Source organism: Aeromonas sp. s11 (assembly GCF_040907945.1).
Taxonomy (GTDB): Bacteria; Pseudomonadota; Gammaproteobacteria; order Enterobacterales; family Aeromonadaceae; genus Aeromonas; species Aeromonas veronii.
Genome location: NZ_JBFOCU010000013.1, coordinates 1 through 15,032, shown reverse-complemented (window position 1 = coordinate 15,032; position 15,032 = coordinate 1). Strand labels below are relative to the sequence as shown.

At 60.2% G+C, this 15,032-nt stretch carries 13 protein-coding genes, 1 tRNA gene and 1 riboswitch; of the genes, 1 reads left to right on the top strand and 13 read right to left on the bottom strand.

Annotation, left to right across the window (positions count from 1 at the left end; translation table 11 throughout):
* Positions 1 to 117 precede the first annotated feature (117 nt).
* Complete coding sequence (prlC, locus tag AB5Y84_RS02785) at positions 118 to 2,160, bottom strand: oligopeptidase A (RefSeq protein ID WP_042054692.1); 2,043 nt, start codon at positions 2,158 to 2,160, stop codon at positions 118 to 120.
* A gap of 437 nt (positions 2,161 to 2,597) precedes the next feature.
* A riboswitch (cyclic di-GMP riboswitch) is annotated at positions 2,598 to 2,683 on the top strand.
* Positions 2,684 to 2,733: 50 nt separating this feature from the next.
* Between prlC and AB5Y84_RS02780 the strand changes: the two genes are divergently transcribed.
* The gene (locus tag AB5Y84_RS02780; protein WP_368176320.1) at positions 2,734 to 4,926 is read left to right on the top strand and encodes an immunoglobulin-like domain-containing protein; all 2,193 of its coding nucleotides are present in this window, start codon (positions 2,734 to 2,736) and stop codon (positions 4,924 to 4,926) included.
* A gap of 83 nt (positions 4,927 to 5,009) precedes the next feature.
* Here AB5Y84_RS02780 and hemB read toward each other — a convergent pair whose 3' ends face one another.
* The 12 genes from hemB to AB5Y84_RS02720 all read right to left on the bottom strand — a co-directional run bounded on the left by hemB (position 5,010) and on the right by AB5Y84_RS02720 (position 14,899).
* The gene (gene hemB / locus AB5Y84_RS02775; RefSeq protein ID WP_005357271.1) at positions 5,010 to 6,026 is read right to left on the bottom strand and encodes a porphobilinogen synthase; all 1,017 of its coding nucleotides are present in this window, start codon (positions 6,024 to 6,026) and stop codon (positions 5,010 to 5,012) included.
* Between the two features lie 3 nt (positions 6,027 to 6,029).
* On the bottom strand, positions 6,030 to 6,815 hold the full coding sequence (locus AB5Y84_RS02770) for a TatD family hydrolase (protein ID WP_266135495.1): 786 nt from the start codon (positions 6,813 to 6,815) through the stop codon (positions 6,030 to 6,032).
* 188 nt (positions 6,816 to 7,003) lie between these two features.
* Positions 7,004 to 7,759: a twin-arginine translocase subunit TatC gene (tatC, locus tag AB5Y84_RS02765; protein ID WP_368176319.1), complete on the bottom strand. Its 756-nt coding sequence runs from the start codon at positions 7,757 to 7,759 to the stop codon at positions 7,004 to 7,006.
* Positions 7,756 to 8,220: a Sec-independent protein translocase protein TatB gene (gene tatB / locus AB5Y84_RS02760; RefSeq protein ID WP_113740661.1), complete on the bottom strand. Its 465-nt coding sequence runs from the start codon at positions 8,218 to 8,220 to the stop codon at positions 7,756 to 7,758. Before tatB ends, tatC begins: the two co-directional genes overlap by 4 nt.
* Before the next feature lie 3 nt (positions 8,221 to 8,223).
* Positions 8,224 to 8,475 carry a Sec-independent protein translocase subunit TatA gene (gene tatA / locus AB5Y84_RS02755; protein WP_103251634.1) on the bottom strand — a complete coding sequence of 84 codons (252 nt, stop codon included), beginning with the start codon at positions 8,473 to 8,475 and terminating at the stop codon, positions 8,224 to 8,226.
* A 42-nt stretch (positions 8,476 to 8,517) separates the two neighbouring features.
* A complete protein-coding gene (gene ubiB, locus AB5Y84_RS02750) occupies positions 8,518 to 10,158 on the bottom strand; it encodes a ubiquinone biosynthesis regulatory protein kinase UbiB (protein ID WP_005339383.1) in 1,641 nt (546 codons plus the stop codon).
* The gene (locus AB5Y84_RS02745) at positions 10,158 to 10,766 is read right to left on the bottom strand and encodes an SCP2 domain-containing protein (protein WP_368176318.1); all 609 of its coding nucleotides are present in this window, start codon (positions 10,764 to 10,766) and stop codon (positions 10,158 to 10,160) included. The genes ubiB and AB5Y84_RS02745 overlap by 1 nt, the downstream gene beginning before the upstream one ends.
* 8 nt (positions 10,767 to 10,774) lie before the next feature.
* Positions 10,775 to 11,527 carry a bifunctional demethylmenaquinone methyltransferase/2-methoxy-6-polyprenyl-1,4-benzoquinol methylase UbiE gene (gene ubiE / locus AB5Y84_RS02740; RefSeq protein WP_368176317.1) on the bottom strand — a complete coding sequence of 251 codons (753 nt, stop codon included), beginning with the start codon at positions 11,525 to 11,527 and terminating at the stop codon, positions 10,775 to 10,777.
* A 65-nt stretch (positions 11,528 to 11,592) separates the two neighbouring features.
* On the bottom strand, positions 11,593 to 11,970 hold the full coding sequence (crcB, locus tag AB5Y84_RS02735; RefSeq protein WP_005339378.1) for a fluoride efflux transporter CrcB: 378 nt from the start codon (positions 11,968 to 11,970) through the stop codon (positions 11,593 to 11,595).
* A gap of 95 nt (positions 11,971 to 12,065) precedes the next feature.
* Positions 12,066 to 13,331: a cytosine deaminase gene (locus tag AB5Y84_RS02730; RefSeq protein ID WP_368176316.1), complete on the bottom strand. Its 1,266-nt coding sequence runs from the start codon at positions 13,329 to 13,331 to the stop codon at positions 12,066 to 12,068.
* On the bottom strand, positions 13,325 to 14,569 hold the full coding sequence (codB, locus tag AB5Y84_RS02725) for a cytosine permease (RefSeq protein ID WP_069556499.1): 1,245 nt from the start codon (positions 14,567 to 14,569) through the stop codon (positions 13,325 to 13,327). The genes AB5Y84_RS02730 and codB overlap by 7 nt, the downstream gene beginning before the upstream one ends.
* 254 nt (positions 14,570 to 14,823) lie before the next feature.
* Positions 14,824 to 14,899: transfer RNA gene (locus AB5Y84_RS02720), tRNA-Thr, on the bottom strand.
* Positions 14,900 to 15,032 lie beyond the last annotated feature (133 nt).

The window sequence follows — 15,032 nt, the reverse complement described above, 5'->3', positions numbered from 1 at the left end:
AGCCTTGAAAAAAGGGACCAAAAGGTCCCTTTTTGTCGCAGAAATCACGACTCGATCCCACTATGCCGCAAAACAGTGTACCTGGTTGAAGCTCACACTGGCTGCGGGTCAGGAATCTCAGGCAGCGATCCCGCTATGTCGCAGCAGTGCATCCACCTTGGGCTCACGACCACGGAAGGCTCGGAACAGCTCCATCGGCTCCTTCGAGCCTCCCTTCTCCAGAATATTCTTCAGGAAAGATTGGCCGGTCGCCGGGTTGAAGATCCCCTCCTCCTCGAAGCGGGAGAAGGCATCGGCAGAGAGAACCTCGGCCCACTTGTAGCTGTAGTAGCCCGCCGCATAGCCACCCGCGAAGATGTGGGAGAAGCTGTGCTGGAAGCGATTGAACGCCGGTGGCGTCATCACGGCTACCTGACTGCGCACCTCGTCCAGCAGCGCCGGAAGCTGCGCCGGATTGGCCGGATCAAACTCCTGATGCAGGCGGAAGTCGAACAGGGCGAACTCCAGCTGGCGCAGCATCTGCATGGCGGCCTGGAAGTTGCGGGCGGTCAGCATCTTCTCCAGCAGATCGGCAGGCAGCGGCTCGCCGGTCTCGTAGTGGCCGGAGATAAAGGCCAGCGCCTCGGACTCCCAGCACCAGTTCTCGAGGAACTGGCTCGGCAGCTCCACCGCATCCCAAGCCACGCCGTTGATACCGGCGACACCGGCCACGTCGATGCGGGTCAGCATGTGGTGAATGCCGTGGCCAAACTCATGGAACAGGGTGACCACTTCGTTGTGGGTGAACAGCGCAGGCTTGCCATCCACCGGGCCGTTGAAGTTGCAAGTCAGGTAGGCCACCGGCTTTTGCAGCGAGCCATCCTGACGGTAGCGACGACCCAGACAGACATCCATCCAGGCCCCACCTTGCTTGTGCTCGCGGGCGTAGAGGTCGAGATAGAAGCTGCCGCGCAGCTCGTCGTCGGCATCGAAGATGTCGTAGAAGCGCACGTCCGGGTGCCAGGTGTCGATGCCGAGGCGCTCGCGCACCTTCATGCCGAACACCCGCTTCACCACCTCGAACAACCCCTTCACCACCTTGCTGGCGGGGAAGTAGGGGCGCAGCTGCTCGTCGGAGATGGAGAACTTGTGCTGCTTGAGCTTCTCGGCGTAGTAGGCGAGATCCCAGGCGGCCAGCTCGCTCTGACCATGCTGCTCGGCGGCGAAGGCGCGGATCTCCTCCAGCTCGGCCTTGCCTTGTGGCAGGGATTTGGCCGCCAGATCGGTGAGGAAGCTCACCACCTGTTCGGTCTTGTCCGCCATCTTGGTGGCCAGGGAGAGCTCGGCATAGTTGGCGAACCCCAGCAACTGAGCCAGTTCGCGGCGCAGGGTGAGCAGCTCGCTCATGATGGCGGAGTTGTCCCACTTGCCCGCATTGGGGCCCTGATCGGAGGCGCGGGTGGTGAAGGCCTCATACATCTCGGCGCGCAGCTCGCGGTTGTCCGCGTACATCATCACCGGCAGGTAGGAAGGGATATCCAGCGTGAACAACCACCCCTCTTTGCCTTTAAGTTCAGCCATCTGACGGGCAGCGGCACGCACGCTGTCGGGCAGACCGGCCAATTCGGCTTCATCGGCCACCAGCTTGTGCCAGCCCTGGGTCGCATCCAGCACGTTGTTGCTGAAACGGGAGGCCAGCTCGGAGAGGCGGGCCTGAATCTCGCCGTAACGCTGCTGCGCCTCGGCAGGCAGACCGATGCCGGAGAGGCGGAAGTCACGCAGGGTATTCTGGATCTCCTTGCGTTGGGCGCCGCTCAGCAGCGGGAAATCATCGCTCTGGGAGAGGGCCAGATAGGCCTGATAGAGCCCTTCATGCTGACCAACATAGGTCTGGAACTCGGAGAGCAGCGGCAGGCAGGCGTCATGGGCCTCGCGCAGCGCTTCGCTGTTGAGTACGGAGTTGAGGTGGCTGACCGGTGACCAGATCCGTGACAGGCGGTCATTTACCTCTTCCAGCGGGGCAATCAGGCTATCCCAGGTATGGGGATCACGCTGGGCCAGCACATCGCTGATCTTCTGCTTGCAGTCAGCAATCGCCTGAATCACGGCAGGCTGAACCTGCTCCGGCTTGATCTGGCTAAAAGGGGGCAGTGAATCCATTGTCAGCAAAGGGTTATTCATCCCGGTTACCTCTTGTTTGGTCTTGAACAGACCGCTTTAGCAGCTCTGTATGGCTTTCTAACATGTGGCCAAGCCACGCAATAATCAAGCGGGAATCCGCCGCAACCCTGTACTTTTCCAGCCATTGCGACCCGGCTCTCTGCCGTTGCTGCAGTTTTGCCATCAACAGCCAGTAACAGAATGAATCTGTGGGCCTTTTTTGGCTCTTACCGCTACTTTCAAGGGGCAAAAAGTCGCCATTTACCGGCGCCAGAGCTGCCAGCCAAGTACCGTCATGCTCAATCATGGAAACGGACAAAATGTGGTAGCCGTAACAAATTATCAATATTTTTCAGTTAATTAGAATCAAAACCAACTATTGATTAATTTATTTTCAAGCATCTATCATAGGCAACCTGCCATGCAGGTCACTTGATTCTCTGTGCTGCACAGAAATCGGGGGAAAAAGGCAAAGTGACCCGAAAGGGCGCGACGCAAAGCCACCGGTCTAAGGGAAAACACCTATGACAGCGGGGCTGCCCCCGGGGACGTCCGGTCACAACCGACGCCCCATCTGCACCGTACGGAGAGACGATGAACAAACTCAAATTATCCCTGCTTGGCTGCCTGCTCGGCATGGGCGCCCCCATGGCATATGCCGCCAGTGCCGGTCAGGCGATGGTCAACCCCCAGTCCGGCGTAGTGGTCGGCTATTGGCACAACTGGTGTGACGGCTCGGGCTACAAGGGCGGTATCGCCCCCTGCGTCAAGCTCGATCAGGTCAACCCGCAATACAACGTGGTCGATGTCTCCTTCATGAAGGTCTATGGCAGCGATCCCATCCCCACCTTTAAGCTCGACCCGGCCATCGGCATGAGCGAAAGCCAGTTTATCGAGCAGATCGCCGAGCTGAACCGTCAGGGCCGTGCCGTGCTGCTGGCGCTGGGCGGTGCCGATGCGCACATCGAGCTGCGCAAGGGTCAGGAGCAGGCCTTTGCCGACGAGATCATCCGTCTGGTGGAGACCTATGGCTTCGACGGGCTGGATATCGACCTGGAACAGGCCGCCATCACCGCCGCCGACAACCAGACCGTGATCCCGGCGGCCCTGCGTCTGGTCAAGGATCACTACCGCGCCCAGGGGAAAAACTTCCTCATCACCATGGCGCCGGAGTTCCCCTATCTGACCCAGACTGGCGCCTACATCCCCTATATCCGCAATCTGGAAGGGTACTACGACTGGATCAACCCCCAGTTCTACAACCAGGGTGGCGATGGTATCTACATCGATGGCATCGGCTGGATTGCCCAGAACAACGATGCCCTGAAAGAAGAGTTCATCTACTACATGGCGGATTCGCTGAGCAACGGAACCCGCGGCTTCTACAAGATCCCCCATGACAAGCTGGTGTTCGGCATTCCGACCAACATCGACGCCGCCGCCACCGGCTATGTGCAGGATCCGCAGAAGCTCTACAACGCCTTCAACCGCCTGAAGAGCGAGGGGCAACCACTGCGCGGCGTGATGACCTGGTCCATCAACTGGGACATGGGCCGCAACGCCGCCGGTCAGTCCTACAACGAATCCTTCATCAAGAGCTACGGCCCCTTCATCCACGATCAGGAGATCACGCCGCCGGTAGACAACGGCAAGCCGGTGTTCAGCGGCCTGAGCGATACCCGCATCAAGCAGGGTACCGCCTTTGATCCGCTGGCAGGTGTCAGCGCCAACGACAAGGAAGATGGCGACCTGACTGGCCAGATCCAGGTGGAAGGCTCGGTAGACAGCCAGCGCATCGGCCTCTACCCCCTCACCTACAAGGTGAGCGATCGCGACAACAACGTCACCGAGCAGGTACGTACCATCGAAGTCTACAGCATGAAGCCGGTGTTCAGCGGTGTCACCGACACCACGCTGGAACTGGGTACCGCTTTCGATCCGATGACCGGCGTCAGCGCCCATGATGAAGAAGATGGCGACCTGACCGCCCAAATCAAGGTCAGCGGCAACGTCGACAGCAGCAAGGTCGGCCGCTACACCCTCACCTATCAGGTGAGCGACAGCGCCGGTCAGCAGGTAACCCAGCAGCGCAACGTGACCGTCAGGGAGCAGGGCGCCGTCTGTGAAAACAGCTGGGATGCCAAGAAGGTCTACGTGGGCGGCGACATCGTCAGCCACAACGGCAAGAACTGGCTGGCAGGCTGGTGGACCCAGAACGAAGAGCCGGGCACCACGGGTGACTGGGGCGTCTGGCGCGTACAAGGCGACAGCGACTGCGGCGGCACAACGCCCCCCGCAGAAGGCAGCAGCGACTTCACCGTCAGCGCCATGGCGAGCGAGTACACCATAGTCAACGGTCAGGTCAGCATCCGCTTCAACCTGACCACCGCCAACCCGGTCCAAATCACCGCGACTCTGGAGCAGAGCGGCCACAGCCACGGCACCACCAGCAGCCAGGTGAACGGCACCAGCACCCTGGTACTGCAGGGCAGCAACGTCACCGATGGCAGCTACGACGTGGTCATCACCGGTCTGGCTGACGGCCAGCAGCCGGTGGTGCAACGCTTCCCGGTCACCCTGACCGAAGAGAGCGACAACGGCGGCAGCGATGGCGACTACCCGGCCTATGCCCCCAACACCGGCTATCAGGCCGGTGATCGGGTCAGCAATGCCGGTGGCAACTATGAGTGCAAACCCTGGCCTTACAGCGGCTGGTGTGGCGGCTCGACCAGCCACTATGCACCGGGTACCGGCAGCCACTGGAGCGATGCTTGGACCAAGCTGTAATCAGCCGCTCGTGACCAAAAGAGAGCCATAACGACAGAGGGGGAGCCATCGGCTCCCCCTCTCGTTTCTCTCTTCAACCCGGCTTAACGGGCATCTTCCTTCAACCACTGCGCCACGCGCTTGGCGAAGTAGGTGAGGATGCCATCGGCCCCGGCCCGCTTGAAGCAGAGTAGAGACTCCATGATGGTCTCCTTCTCTTTCAGCCAGCCGTTCTGGATCGCCGCCATGTGCATGGCGTACTCGCCGCTCACCTGATAGGCGAAAGTCGGCACGCCGAACTGATCCTTCACCTGACGAACCACGTCCAGATAGGGCATGCCCGGCTTGACCATCACGCTGTCGGCCCCTTCCTGAATATCCAGCGCCACTTCGTGCAGGGCTTCGTTACTGTTGGCCGGATCCATCTGATAGGTGGCCTTGTTGCTCTTGCCGAGGTTGCCGGCAGAACCAACCGCGTCGCGGAACGGGCCGTAGTAGCAGGAGGCGTACTTGGCGGAGTAGGCCATGATCTGGGTGTTGATGAAGCCGTTCTCTTCCAGTGCGGCACGGATGGCACCGATGCGGCCATCCATCATGTCGGACGGCGCGACTATATCGACCCCGGCTTCGGCGTGGGAGAGTGCCTGCTTGATCAGGATCTCGGTGGTGATGTCGTTCAGCACATAGCCTTCGTCATCTATGATGCCATCCTGCCCGTGGGTGGTGAACGGGTCGAGTGCCACGTCGGTGATCACCCCGAGCTCCGGGAAGCGAGCCTTGAGAGCGCGCACGGTGCGCTGGGCCAGCCCGTTCGGGTTGTAGGCCTCCTCCGCCATCAGGCTCTTGCTCTCCAGCGGAGTGACCGGGAACAAGGCGATGGCAGGTACGCCCAGCTCCACCAGCTCGGCTGCCTCTTCCAACAGCAGATCGATGGAGAGACGCTCCACCCCCGGCATGGAGGGAACGGCTTCCCGACGGTTCTCCCCCTCCAGCACGAACACCGGATAGATGAGATCGTTGACGGTCAGTACGTTCTCGCGCACCAGACGACGGCTGAAATCATGTTTGCGCAGACGGCGCAGGCGGCGGCCCGGAAAGGCGCCCGGAAGAGTTGTAGCCATGAATCACTCCTGGAGAGGAAGTTGGAAGAACGCGGCGGAGGTGGCCCGGGTATGGGCCAGCAAGGCCTCGGGCGCTTCACCACGACAGGCCGCCACCACCTGGGCGATGTGCGGCAAAAAAGCAGGTTCGTTGCGTTTCGGGCGCGGTTTCAGATCCCGCGGCACCAGATAGGGGGCATCGGTCTCGATCATCAGCCGGCCGGCTGGAATGCGGGCCACCTGCTCGCGCAGCAGCTGGCCGCGGCGCTCGTCGCAGAGCCAGCCGGTCACCCCGATATGCAGCCCCAACGCCAGACACTCGTCCAGCTCTTCATCGGAGCCTGTGAAGCAGTGCAGCACGGCTCCCGGTAGTTTCGGCAACCAGGGACGGAGGATCTCGATAAAACGAGCGTGCGCATCGCGGCAGTGGAGAAACACCGGCATCCCGAGTTCGGCAGCCAGTGCCAGCTGGGCGTCGAACACAGCGTCCTGCACCGGACGGGGGGAGAAGTCGCGGTTGTAGTCGAGGCCGCACTCGCCGATGGCCACCACCTGCGGCAAGGCTGCCAGCTCGCGCAAGGCGGGCAGGGTCGCCTCATCGACACTCTTGGCATCGTGAGGATGCACCCCGGCGGTGGAGAAGCAGTAGCCCGGCCAGCGGGCGGCCAACTCGGCGCTCTCGCGGCTGCCAGTCAGATCGGTACCGGTGAGGATCAGCGCCTCCACTCCGGCGGCACGGGCACGGGCCACCAGCTCAGGCTGTTCACCGGCGAACTGGCTGCTGGTCAGGTTTAAACCGATATCGATCATGGAATGAGACGTTCCGAACAAAAGGAATACATATCAGGTATTTGAAAACCATCTACCGAATGGGGTCTTACCATACGCCTCGAACGGGAGCATGAAAAGAGGAAGGGAGCCTCAGCTCCCCTCGTTCTGCTATTCCTGCGGACTTCGTCATCCTCTCGCCGTCCGGCAAACAGGTGACGAACAGAGCCTCAGCTCTCCACATCCGGTTGTTCCTGTTGCTCTTCATCCTCTTTCTTCACGTAGAAGTGGGCGAAGAACAGACCTATCTCCCACAGCGCCCACATCGGGATGGCGAGCAGGGTCTGGGAGAAGACATCAGGCGGCGTCAGCAGCATGCCGACCACAAACACCCCGACAACGACGTAGGGACGTTTCTCCTTCAGGTTTTGCGGTGTGGTCACGCCGGTCCAGCAGAGCAGTATGGTAGCCACCGGAATTTCGAACGCCACCCCGAACGCGAAGAACAGGGTCAGTACGAAGTCCAGATAGCTGGCTATGTCGGTCGCCACCGTCACCCCGGCAGGGGCGGTACTGGTGAAGAAACCGAACACCAGCGGGAACACCACGTAGTAGGCGAACGCCATCCCCGCATAGAACAGTAGGGCACTGGAGACCACCAACGGCATGATCAGGCGCCGCTCATGCTGGTACAGACCGGGGGCGATAAAGGCCCAGGCCTGATAGAGCAGATAGGGGATCGCCACGAAGAAGGAGACCACCAGGGTCAGCTTGATCGGCGTCAGGAAGGGGGTCGCCACATCCGTCGCTATCATGCTGGTCCCTTCCGGCAGCTGGCTGAGCAGCGGCTGGGCCACGAAGTCGTAGATGTTGTTGGAGAAGTAGATCAGCGCCAGAAACACCACGAGGATGGCGGTAATGGAGCGCAGCAAACGGGTTCTCAGCTCAACCAGATGGCTGATCAGGGGTTGTTCGGCCTGACTCATGGCTTCACCTCCCCTTTTACTGCGGAGTCGCTGACCGGCACCGGCTCACTCTCCCGCTGGCTGTTGACCGGCGGCACGTCGTGGCTCAGCTGCACCGCAGGCTCCACCGGCGTGGCAGGCTCAGCCTGGACGACCGGCTCGGGGCGCGGCGGACGGATCTCGTTCTCCACCTGATAGGGGCGATTGACCGACTGGGCCGCCGCTTTGAGCTGTTCGATGGACTCCTGCAGCTCGGGGCTCAGGTTGCTCATCTGCAACTGTTCGGCCTTCTTGAGGTCGTTATGCAGCTCTTGCAACTTGAGCTCCTGCTCCAGCTCGGACTTGACCGAGTTCGCGGTCGAACGAATGAGGCGGATCCAGTGGGTAGCCGTGCGGATGGCAACCGGCAGCCGCTCGGGCCCCAGTACCACCAGTGCTACCACACCGATAACGACCAGCTCCCAAAAACCGATATCGAACATGGCTTAGGCCTGGTCTTTGTCTTTCTGCTTGGCGGTCTCACTGCTCTGAGCGGCCGCTTCGTTCAGCTGTTTCGGGGGAAACTCGGCATCTTTCTGCTCGGCCTTGGCATCAGCCGGCTCGTCGGAGAGGGCTTTCTTGAACCCTTTGACCGCCGCGCCCAGATCACCGCCAATGCCGCGCAGTTTCTTGGTACCGAACAGCAGCACGACGATGACTGCAATGATCAACAATTGCCAAATACTGATACCACCCATGATTTTCTCTCCAGAACAGGCGCCTGACGGCGCGGTTGTTGATTAATGGGAACGGGTTCGCAACCAGCCGACCAGCCAGCAGAGGGCTGCACCGGCGAGACTGGCTTGTCCCCACTCAATGTGTTGTTTTTGGGTCAGCAAGAATACACCCGCCAATAGCAGGCTGGCTCCAACCCCTAAGAGGTAGCGGGCCTGCCCCTGCCGACGGCTGTGACGGCGGAACTCGGCAAACATCTGGTCGAAATGACGCTGCTGATGACGGGTCTGACGCAGGGTCTCATAGACCAGCTCCGGCAGCTCCGGCAGCTTCTCCGCCCAGAATGGCGCCTTCTCCTTGATGGCGTTCAATACCGACTTGGGCCCGACCTGTTCGTGCATCCAGTTCTCGAGGAACGGCTTGGCGGTCTGCCACAAATCGAGCTGCGGGTAGAGCTGACGCCCCAACCCTTCCACATAGAGCAGGGTCTTTTGCAGCAGCACCAGCTGCGGCTGCACCGTCATATGGAAGCGACGCGCGGTGTTGAACAGGTTGAGCAGCACGTGACCGAACGAGATCTCGGAGAGCGGCTTCTCGAAGATGGGCTCCAGCACGGTGCGGATGGCGAACTCGAACTCGTCCACCTTGGTGTCTGCCGGTACCCAGCCCGACTCCACGTGCAGCTCTGCCACCCGACGATAGTCGCGGTTGAAGAAGGCGAGGAAGTTCTCAGCCAGATAGCGTTTATCTTCCCGATTGAGGGTACCGACGATGCCGCAGTCGATGCCGATCCAGAGCGGGTTTTCCGGGTGTTCGTAAGAGACGAAGATGTTGCCCGGGTGCATATCGGCGTGGAAAAAGCTGTCGCGGAACACCTGAGTGAAGAAGACCTCTACCCCGCGCTCGGCCAGCAGCTTCATGTTGGTGCCGTTGGCTTCCAGCGCCGGGATATCGGAGACCGGAATACCGTAGATGCGCTCCATCACCAGCACCTGCTCGCGGCAGAGATCGGTGATGATTTCAGGCACATAGAGCGCCTCGGAGCCGGTGAAGTTGCGGCGTAGCTGGATGGCGTTGGCCGCTTCGCGCATCAAATTCAGCTCGTCGAGGATGGTCTTGCGATACTCCTCCACCACCTCGATGGGGCGCAGCCGCGCGCTCTGGGGCACGAAGCGGGCCACCAGACGGGCCAGCGCCTGCATCAGTCTCAGGTCTGCCTCGATAACCGGCTCGATGTCGGGACGGATCACCTTGATGACGATCTCGCGGCCACTCTCCTTCAGGCGGGCAGTATGCACCTGCGCGATGGAGGCCGACGCCAGCGGCGTCTCGTCGAAGTCGTCAAACAGGGTTTCGATGGGACAACCCAGGCTCAGCTCGATCTGCTGGCGCGCCGCCTGACCACAGAAGGGGGGCACCCTGTCCTGCAGCAGGGCCAGCTCTTCGGCGATATCCGGCGGCAGCAGGTCGCGGCGGGTCGAGAGCATCTGGCCAAACTTGATGAAGATGGGGCCAAGAGCCTCGAAGGCGAGGCGAATGCGGGCACCGCGGCTGAGATCCGGTTGCTTGTTCTTGAGCCAGAACAGGGAGCGACGGGCCAGACGACCCGGCCAGGGTTGATAACGGGCGGGCACCAGTTCGTCGATGCCCTGCTCCAGCAGGATGGTAATGATGCGATAGAGGCGTTTGAACTCCTTCGGGGTCATCAGGTCACCTGCTGTTCGAAGCGGGCCAGCCGCAGTTCGACGGCCTTGAGCTGTTGGGCCAGCACCTCGACGTCATCGTTGAAACTCGCCACTTCCAGCGGTCCGGGGGCGAGGCGGGCCTCTTCGGTCAGATATTCCGCCAGCTGGCTGCGGGTGCGGCACAGTTCGCGGCCGACCAGACGACGCGCGTGACGGGCACAGCTGAACAAGGTGTGGGCCAGCACGTCGCCGGTATAGCGCGACAGCTCCTCTTCCCAGTCGATATCCAGCTCACCCAGCAGCACGCTGAATGCCTGTACCAGCTGGGGATCACCGCTCAGATCCAGTTTCTCCTCGCGGATATAACGGGTCAGGGCGGACGGGTCTTTCAGCAGACCGAGGGCGGTCAGGGAGAGACTGAGCACCGCATCGGCCTCCCCTTCATGCTGGGCCAGCACATCCAGCCGACGCTCGGAGAAGACGAACCAGAGCGGCTTGAGTTCACGCAGCTCCAGCTTGAGCACCTTGCCCACCAGTTTGCGCAGCCGCTCCGGACTCTGTTTGTCCAGTGCCAGCAACTGGTTGAGGCTGGTTTCGATCACCGCGGTGACCATGGCATCCATCGGCATAGGCAACCTTAAAACTTGTAACCGCGGTGCAGGGCGACCACACCCTGAGTCAGATTGAAGTACTCCACCTGCTCGAACCCGACACTTTCCATCATGCCAGCCAGGGTCTGCTGATCCGGGTGCATGCGGATGGACTCTGCCAGATATTTGTAGCTTTCACTGTCGTTCGCGACGATTTCGCCCATTTTCGGCAGCAGTTTGAAGGAGTAGAGGTCATAGAGCTTGGCGATCACTTCGCTGACCGGCTTGGAGAACTCCAGCACCAGCAGACGGCCACCCGGCTTGAGCACCCGGAACATGGAGGCGAGCGCCTTGTCCTTGTCGGTGACGTTGCGCAGACCGAAGCCGATGGTGATGACGTCGAAGTGGTTATCCGGGAAGGGGAGCGCCTCGGCATTGGCCTGCACGTAGGAGACGTTGTTGGCGACCCCCAGATTGCGCAGCTTGTCGCGGCCCACTTTCAGCATGGAGTCGTTGATATCCGCCAGCACCACCTGACCGGTCTCGCCGACGATACGGGAGAACTTGGCGGTCAAGTCACCGGTACCACCGGCCAGATCCAGCACCTTCTGGCCCTTGCGCACACCGGAACAGTCGATGGTGAAGCGCTTCCACAGGCGGTGGATGCCGAACGACATCAGATCGTTCATCAGATCATACTTGGCTGCCACCGAATGGAAGACACCTGCTACCAGAGTTTCCTTCTCGGTCGCGGCCACGGTTTTAAAGCCAAAATGCGTTGTCGTTGCTTGTTCTGACATCCCTTAAACACCCATAGAGCAAAGAATGGCCGCCAGTTTACCAGAGCCACTGGCGTCCGGACACCTTAAACCCGGCTCGCAACCAACTGCATGCCCAGCACCACCATGGCCAGACAGAGGAAGAGATTGAGACCGATATTGAGCAGCGCTTTCAGATAGGCCCCATGTTGAGCCAGCACTACCGTATCGAGGGCAAAGGAAGAGAAAGTAGTCAGGGCTCCGAGGATCCCCACCATCAGCAGCGGCTTCATCGGGTGTTCTACCACATGACCATGACTGATGAGGGCGAACGCCACCCCCATGATGAAAGAGCCCACCACGTTGACCACCAGAGTCCCGTAAGGAAAGTGGCGCCCAAGCAGCAAGGCCATCAGTTCGGCAATCCCAAAACGAAGGCAGGCGCCGATGGCGCCCCCTGCAGCAACATAGAACCAGGTTTGCATGGTGTCACTCCCTCAGGGTCAGGCCGCCATTATGTCGCAATGGCGGCCCTTGTGCCCAGAGGCGGAACTAATCGTCATCCAGCCTGATTGAAATCTCAGCGGCGAAAATCGATAGACTCGGGCTGACCCAGCACGATCTCGGTCTGGGCCGGGCGGGTCTGGGCAATCACCTTGCCGTGACGGATCGAGTAACGCACCGGCACCTGACGGCGCACCGCATCGAAGCCGTTCTCGGCGGGCAGGACCAACAGGTTGGCCGGTTTGCCCACCTCGATACCATAGCGATCCTGCACGTTCAGGGTGCGGGCGCTGTGGCTGCTGATCAGCTTCAGACCGTCGTTGATCTGCTCGTAACCCATGATCTGGCAGACATGCAGCCCCATGTGCAGCACCTGCAACATGTTGGCAGTGCCCATGGGATACCAGGGATCGAACACGTCGTCGTGACCGAAGCAGACGTTGATGTTCGCCTCCAGCATCTCCTTCACCCGGGTAATACCGCGACGTTTGGGATAGGTATCGAACCGTCCCTGCAGGTGAATGTTCACCAGCGGATTGGCCACGAAGTTGATGTCCGCCATCTTCAGCAGCCGGAACAGGCGGGAAGTATAAGCGCCGTTGTAAGAGTGCATGGCGGTGGTGTGACTGGCCGTCACCCGATGGCCGATACCCCGCTCGTAGGCCAGGGTTGCCAGCGTCTCGATAAAGCGGGACTGCTCGTCATCGATCTCGTCGCAGTGCACATCGACCAGAACCTGATACTTCTCCGCAAGATCGAAGATGTAATGCAGACTTTCGACCCCATATTCCCGGGTAAACTCGAAATGGGGAATAGCACCGATCACATCGGCCCCCAGCTTGAGCGCCTCCTCCAGCAGTGCCTTGCCGTTGGGGTAGGAGAGGATCCCCTCCTGCGGGAAGGCGACGATCTGCAGCTCCACCCACTCCTTCATCTCCTCCCGCACTTCCAGCATCGCCTTGAGCGCGACCAGATTGGGATCGGAGACATCGACGTGAGTACGGACGAACTGGATGCCGTTGGCGATCTGCCACTTCAGCGTCTGGATAGCGCGCTGTTTCACATCCTCATGGGTCAGCAGCGCCTTGCGCTCGGCCCAGCGCTCGATCCCCTCGAACAGAGTGCCGGAGAGATTCCAGCCCGGCTCACCGGCCGTCTGGGTGGTATCGAGGTGAATGTGGGGTTCGATAAAGGGGGCGATCGCCAGACCGCCCTCCCCGTCCAGCACCCGACCGGCGACGGCATGTTCGTCATGGGGTTCGATGGCGGTGATGACCCCATCCTGACAGCGGATCTGCCACAACCCTTCCCGACCGGCCAAACGAATATGTTGAATCAGCATTTGTTAGCTTCCTGTACCAGAACCGGCCGCTGGGTGAGGCGAACCAGAATGAAATAGGTGAAGGCGGCGCCCAATACCGCGTTGAGTGGCACTATGCCCGGCAGCCACTTGCCGACAGCCACCCCGACTGCCGTGGCGACCAGCGCCTGCCAGCGCACCGTCTCGAACTGCTGATCGGCAAATTGACGGTAACGCTCACGATTGAGCAGGAAATCCATGATGATAATGCCACCGATCGGCGGAATTGCCGTACTCAAAAAGGCCAGCCAGCCGACAAAGTTGTTGTAAAGCCAGAGGGCACAGGCGGTACCGATGAGGCCGTTGATCACGCTGAGGGGCTTGCTCTTGAGACCGGTAATATTGGCAAAACCGAGGCCGGAGGCGTAGAGCGCGTTGTCGTTGGTGGTCCAGATATTGAGGCCCAGCACCAGAATGGCGGGGATTAGCAACCCCTGCATCAGCATCACTTCCGAGATATCGGCCTGCCCCGTTACCGCCGCACCAGCTGCACCGAAGACGAACATTAGCGTGTTGCCCAAAAAAAACGCCACCATGGTAATCATGACGGCGCCCCAGGGTTTGCGACCAAAGCGGACAAAGTCGGCGGTCAGGGTTCCTGCACTGATAAAGGAACCGACCACCATGGTCAGCGCCGTAGTGAACTCGATGGGATTGCTTGGTTGTACCTGCTGCAGTGCCGCCATGCCACCGGTCGAGGTCACCGCCAGCCAGACCGAGTAGCCACCGAGCAGGGCGATAGCCGGCACGGCCACAAAGCTCAGCACCATCAAGGCGGAGATGCCGAAGTAGACGGTCACCGTCATCAAAATGCCCGAAATGGCGATCAGCCAGTTCACATCTATGCCGGTCGCCTTCTGCACCGGCAGGGCAAACATCGCCACGCCAACGCCAAACCAGCCGACCTGAGTACCGCCCAGCAGCAGGGATGGCAGCCAGGAACCTTTGACGCCGAAGGAGTATCGCGCAAGCAGATGGGTAGAGAGACCGGTTGAAGCACCGATATAACCGAGACAGGCGGTATAGATCCCCAGCAGCAAGTTGCCGAGCAGTACCGCCTTGATGAAGTCATCAAACACCAGCCCGGTGCCCAGCGCACCACCGGTCCACATGCTGGCAGAGAAGAAGGTCAGGCCGAGCATCACCAGCATCAGCGACAGCACACCTTTGCGCCCCTTGGCGGGAACCGCCCCCAAACAGTATTCGTTATCCTGCGCCATGCTCTCTCTCCACGTAATAGGCAAAACGCGCCGGATTTTACATGTAAAACGTTTTACTTCAATCAATCATGGTTAAATCTCTGGATAAAACCATCAATAGCAGTCAAATGAGTAACACATTAGGACTCAAACCAGCAGATAAAACAGTGTCGGCTGCAAGCAGAGGGGGGTTGCGGGAATAGGGAATGTAGGGGGATATAAGAAAACTGACAGATGCAAAAAAGCCTCCCTTTTCAGGGAGGCTTTTTATTTAATGGTGCTGATACCCAGAATCGAACTGGGGACCTCATCCTTACCAAGGATGCGCTCTACCGACTGAGCCATATCAGCACACTAACCGGTAAAGACCACGCTGGGCGTAATCTTGAAATTGGGTGCCTGGCAGTGTCCTACTCTCGCATGGCGAATGCCACACTACCATCGGCGCTACCGCGTTTCACTTCTGAGTTCGGCATGGGATCAG

What these genes read in the sequence shown, in the direction of transcription:
- prlC (WP_042054692.1), bottom strand. Translation starts at nt 2,160, where the DNA reads ATGAATAACCCTTTGCTGACAATGGATTCACTGCCCCCTTTTAGCCAG.
- AB5Y84_RS02780 (WP_368176320.1), top strand. Translation starts at nt 2,734, where the DNA reads ATGAACAAACTCAAATTATCCCTGCTTGGCTGCCTGCTCGGCATGGGC.
- hemB (WP_005357271.1), bottom strand. Translation starts at nt 6,026, where the DNA reads ATGGCTACAACTCTTCCGGGCGCCTTTCCGGGCCGCCGCCTGCGCCGT.
- AB5Y84_RS02770 (WP_266135495.1), bottom strand. Translation starts at nt 6,815, where the DNA reads ATGATCGATATCGGTTTAAACCTGACCAGCAGCCAGTTCGCCGGTGAA.
- tatC (WP_368176319.1), bottom strand. Translation starts at nt 7,759, where the DNA reads ATGAGTCAGGCCGAACAACCCCTGATCAGCCATCTGGTTGAGCTGAGA.
- tatB (WP_113740661.1), bottom strand. Translation starts at nt 8,220, where the DNA reads ATGTTCGATATCGGTTTTTGGGAGCTGGTCGTTATCGGTGTGGTAGCA.
- tatA (WP_103251634.1), bottom strand. Translation starts at nt 8,475, where the DNA reads ATGGGTGGTATCAGTATTTGGCAATTGTTGATCATTGCAGTCATCGTC.
- ubiB (WP_005339383.1), bottom strand. Translation starts at nt 10,158, where the DNA reads ATGACCCCGAAGGAGTTCAAACGCCTCTATCGCATCATTACCATCCTG.
- AB5Y84_RS02745 (WP_368176318.1), bottom strand. Translation starts at nt 10,766, where the DNA reads ATGCCGATGGATGCCATGGTCACCGCGGTGATCGAAACCAGCCTCAAC.
- ubiE (WP_368176317.1), bottom strand. Translation starts at nt 11,527, where the DNA reads ATGTCAGAACAAGCAACGACAACGCATTTTGGCTTTAAAACCGTGGCC.
- crcB (WP_005339378.1), bottom strand. Translation starts at nt 11,970, where the DNA reads ATGCAAACCTGGTTCTATGTTGCTGCAGGGGGCGCCATCGGCGCCTGC.
- AB5Y84_RS02730 (WP_368176316.1), bottom strand. Translation starts at nt 13,331, where the DNA reads ATGCTGATTCAACATATTCGTTTGGCCGGTCGGGAAGGGTTGTGGCAG.
- codB (WP_069556499.1), bottom strand. Translation starts at nt 14,569, where the DNA reads ATGGCGCAGGATAACGAATACTGTTTGGGGGCGGTTCCCGCCAAGGGG.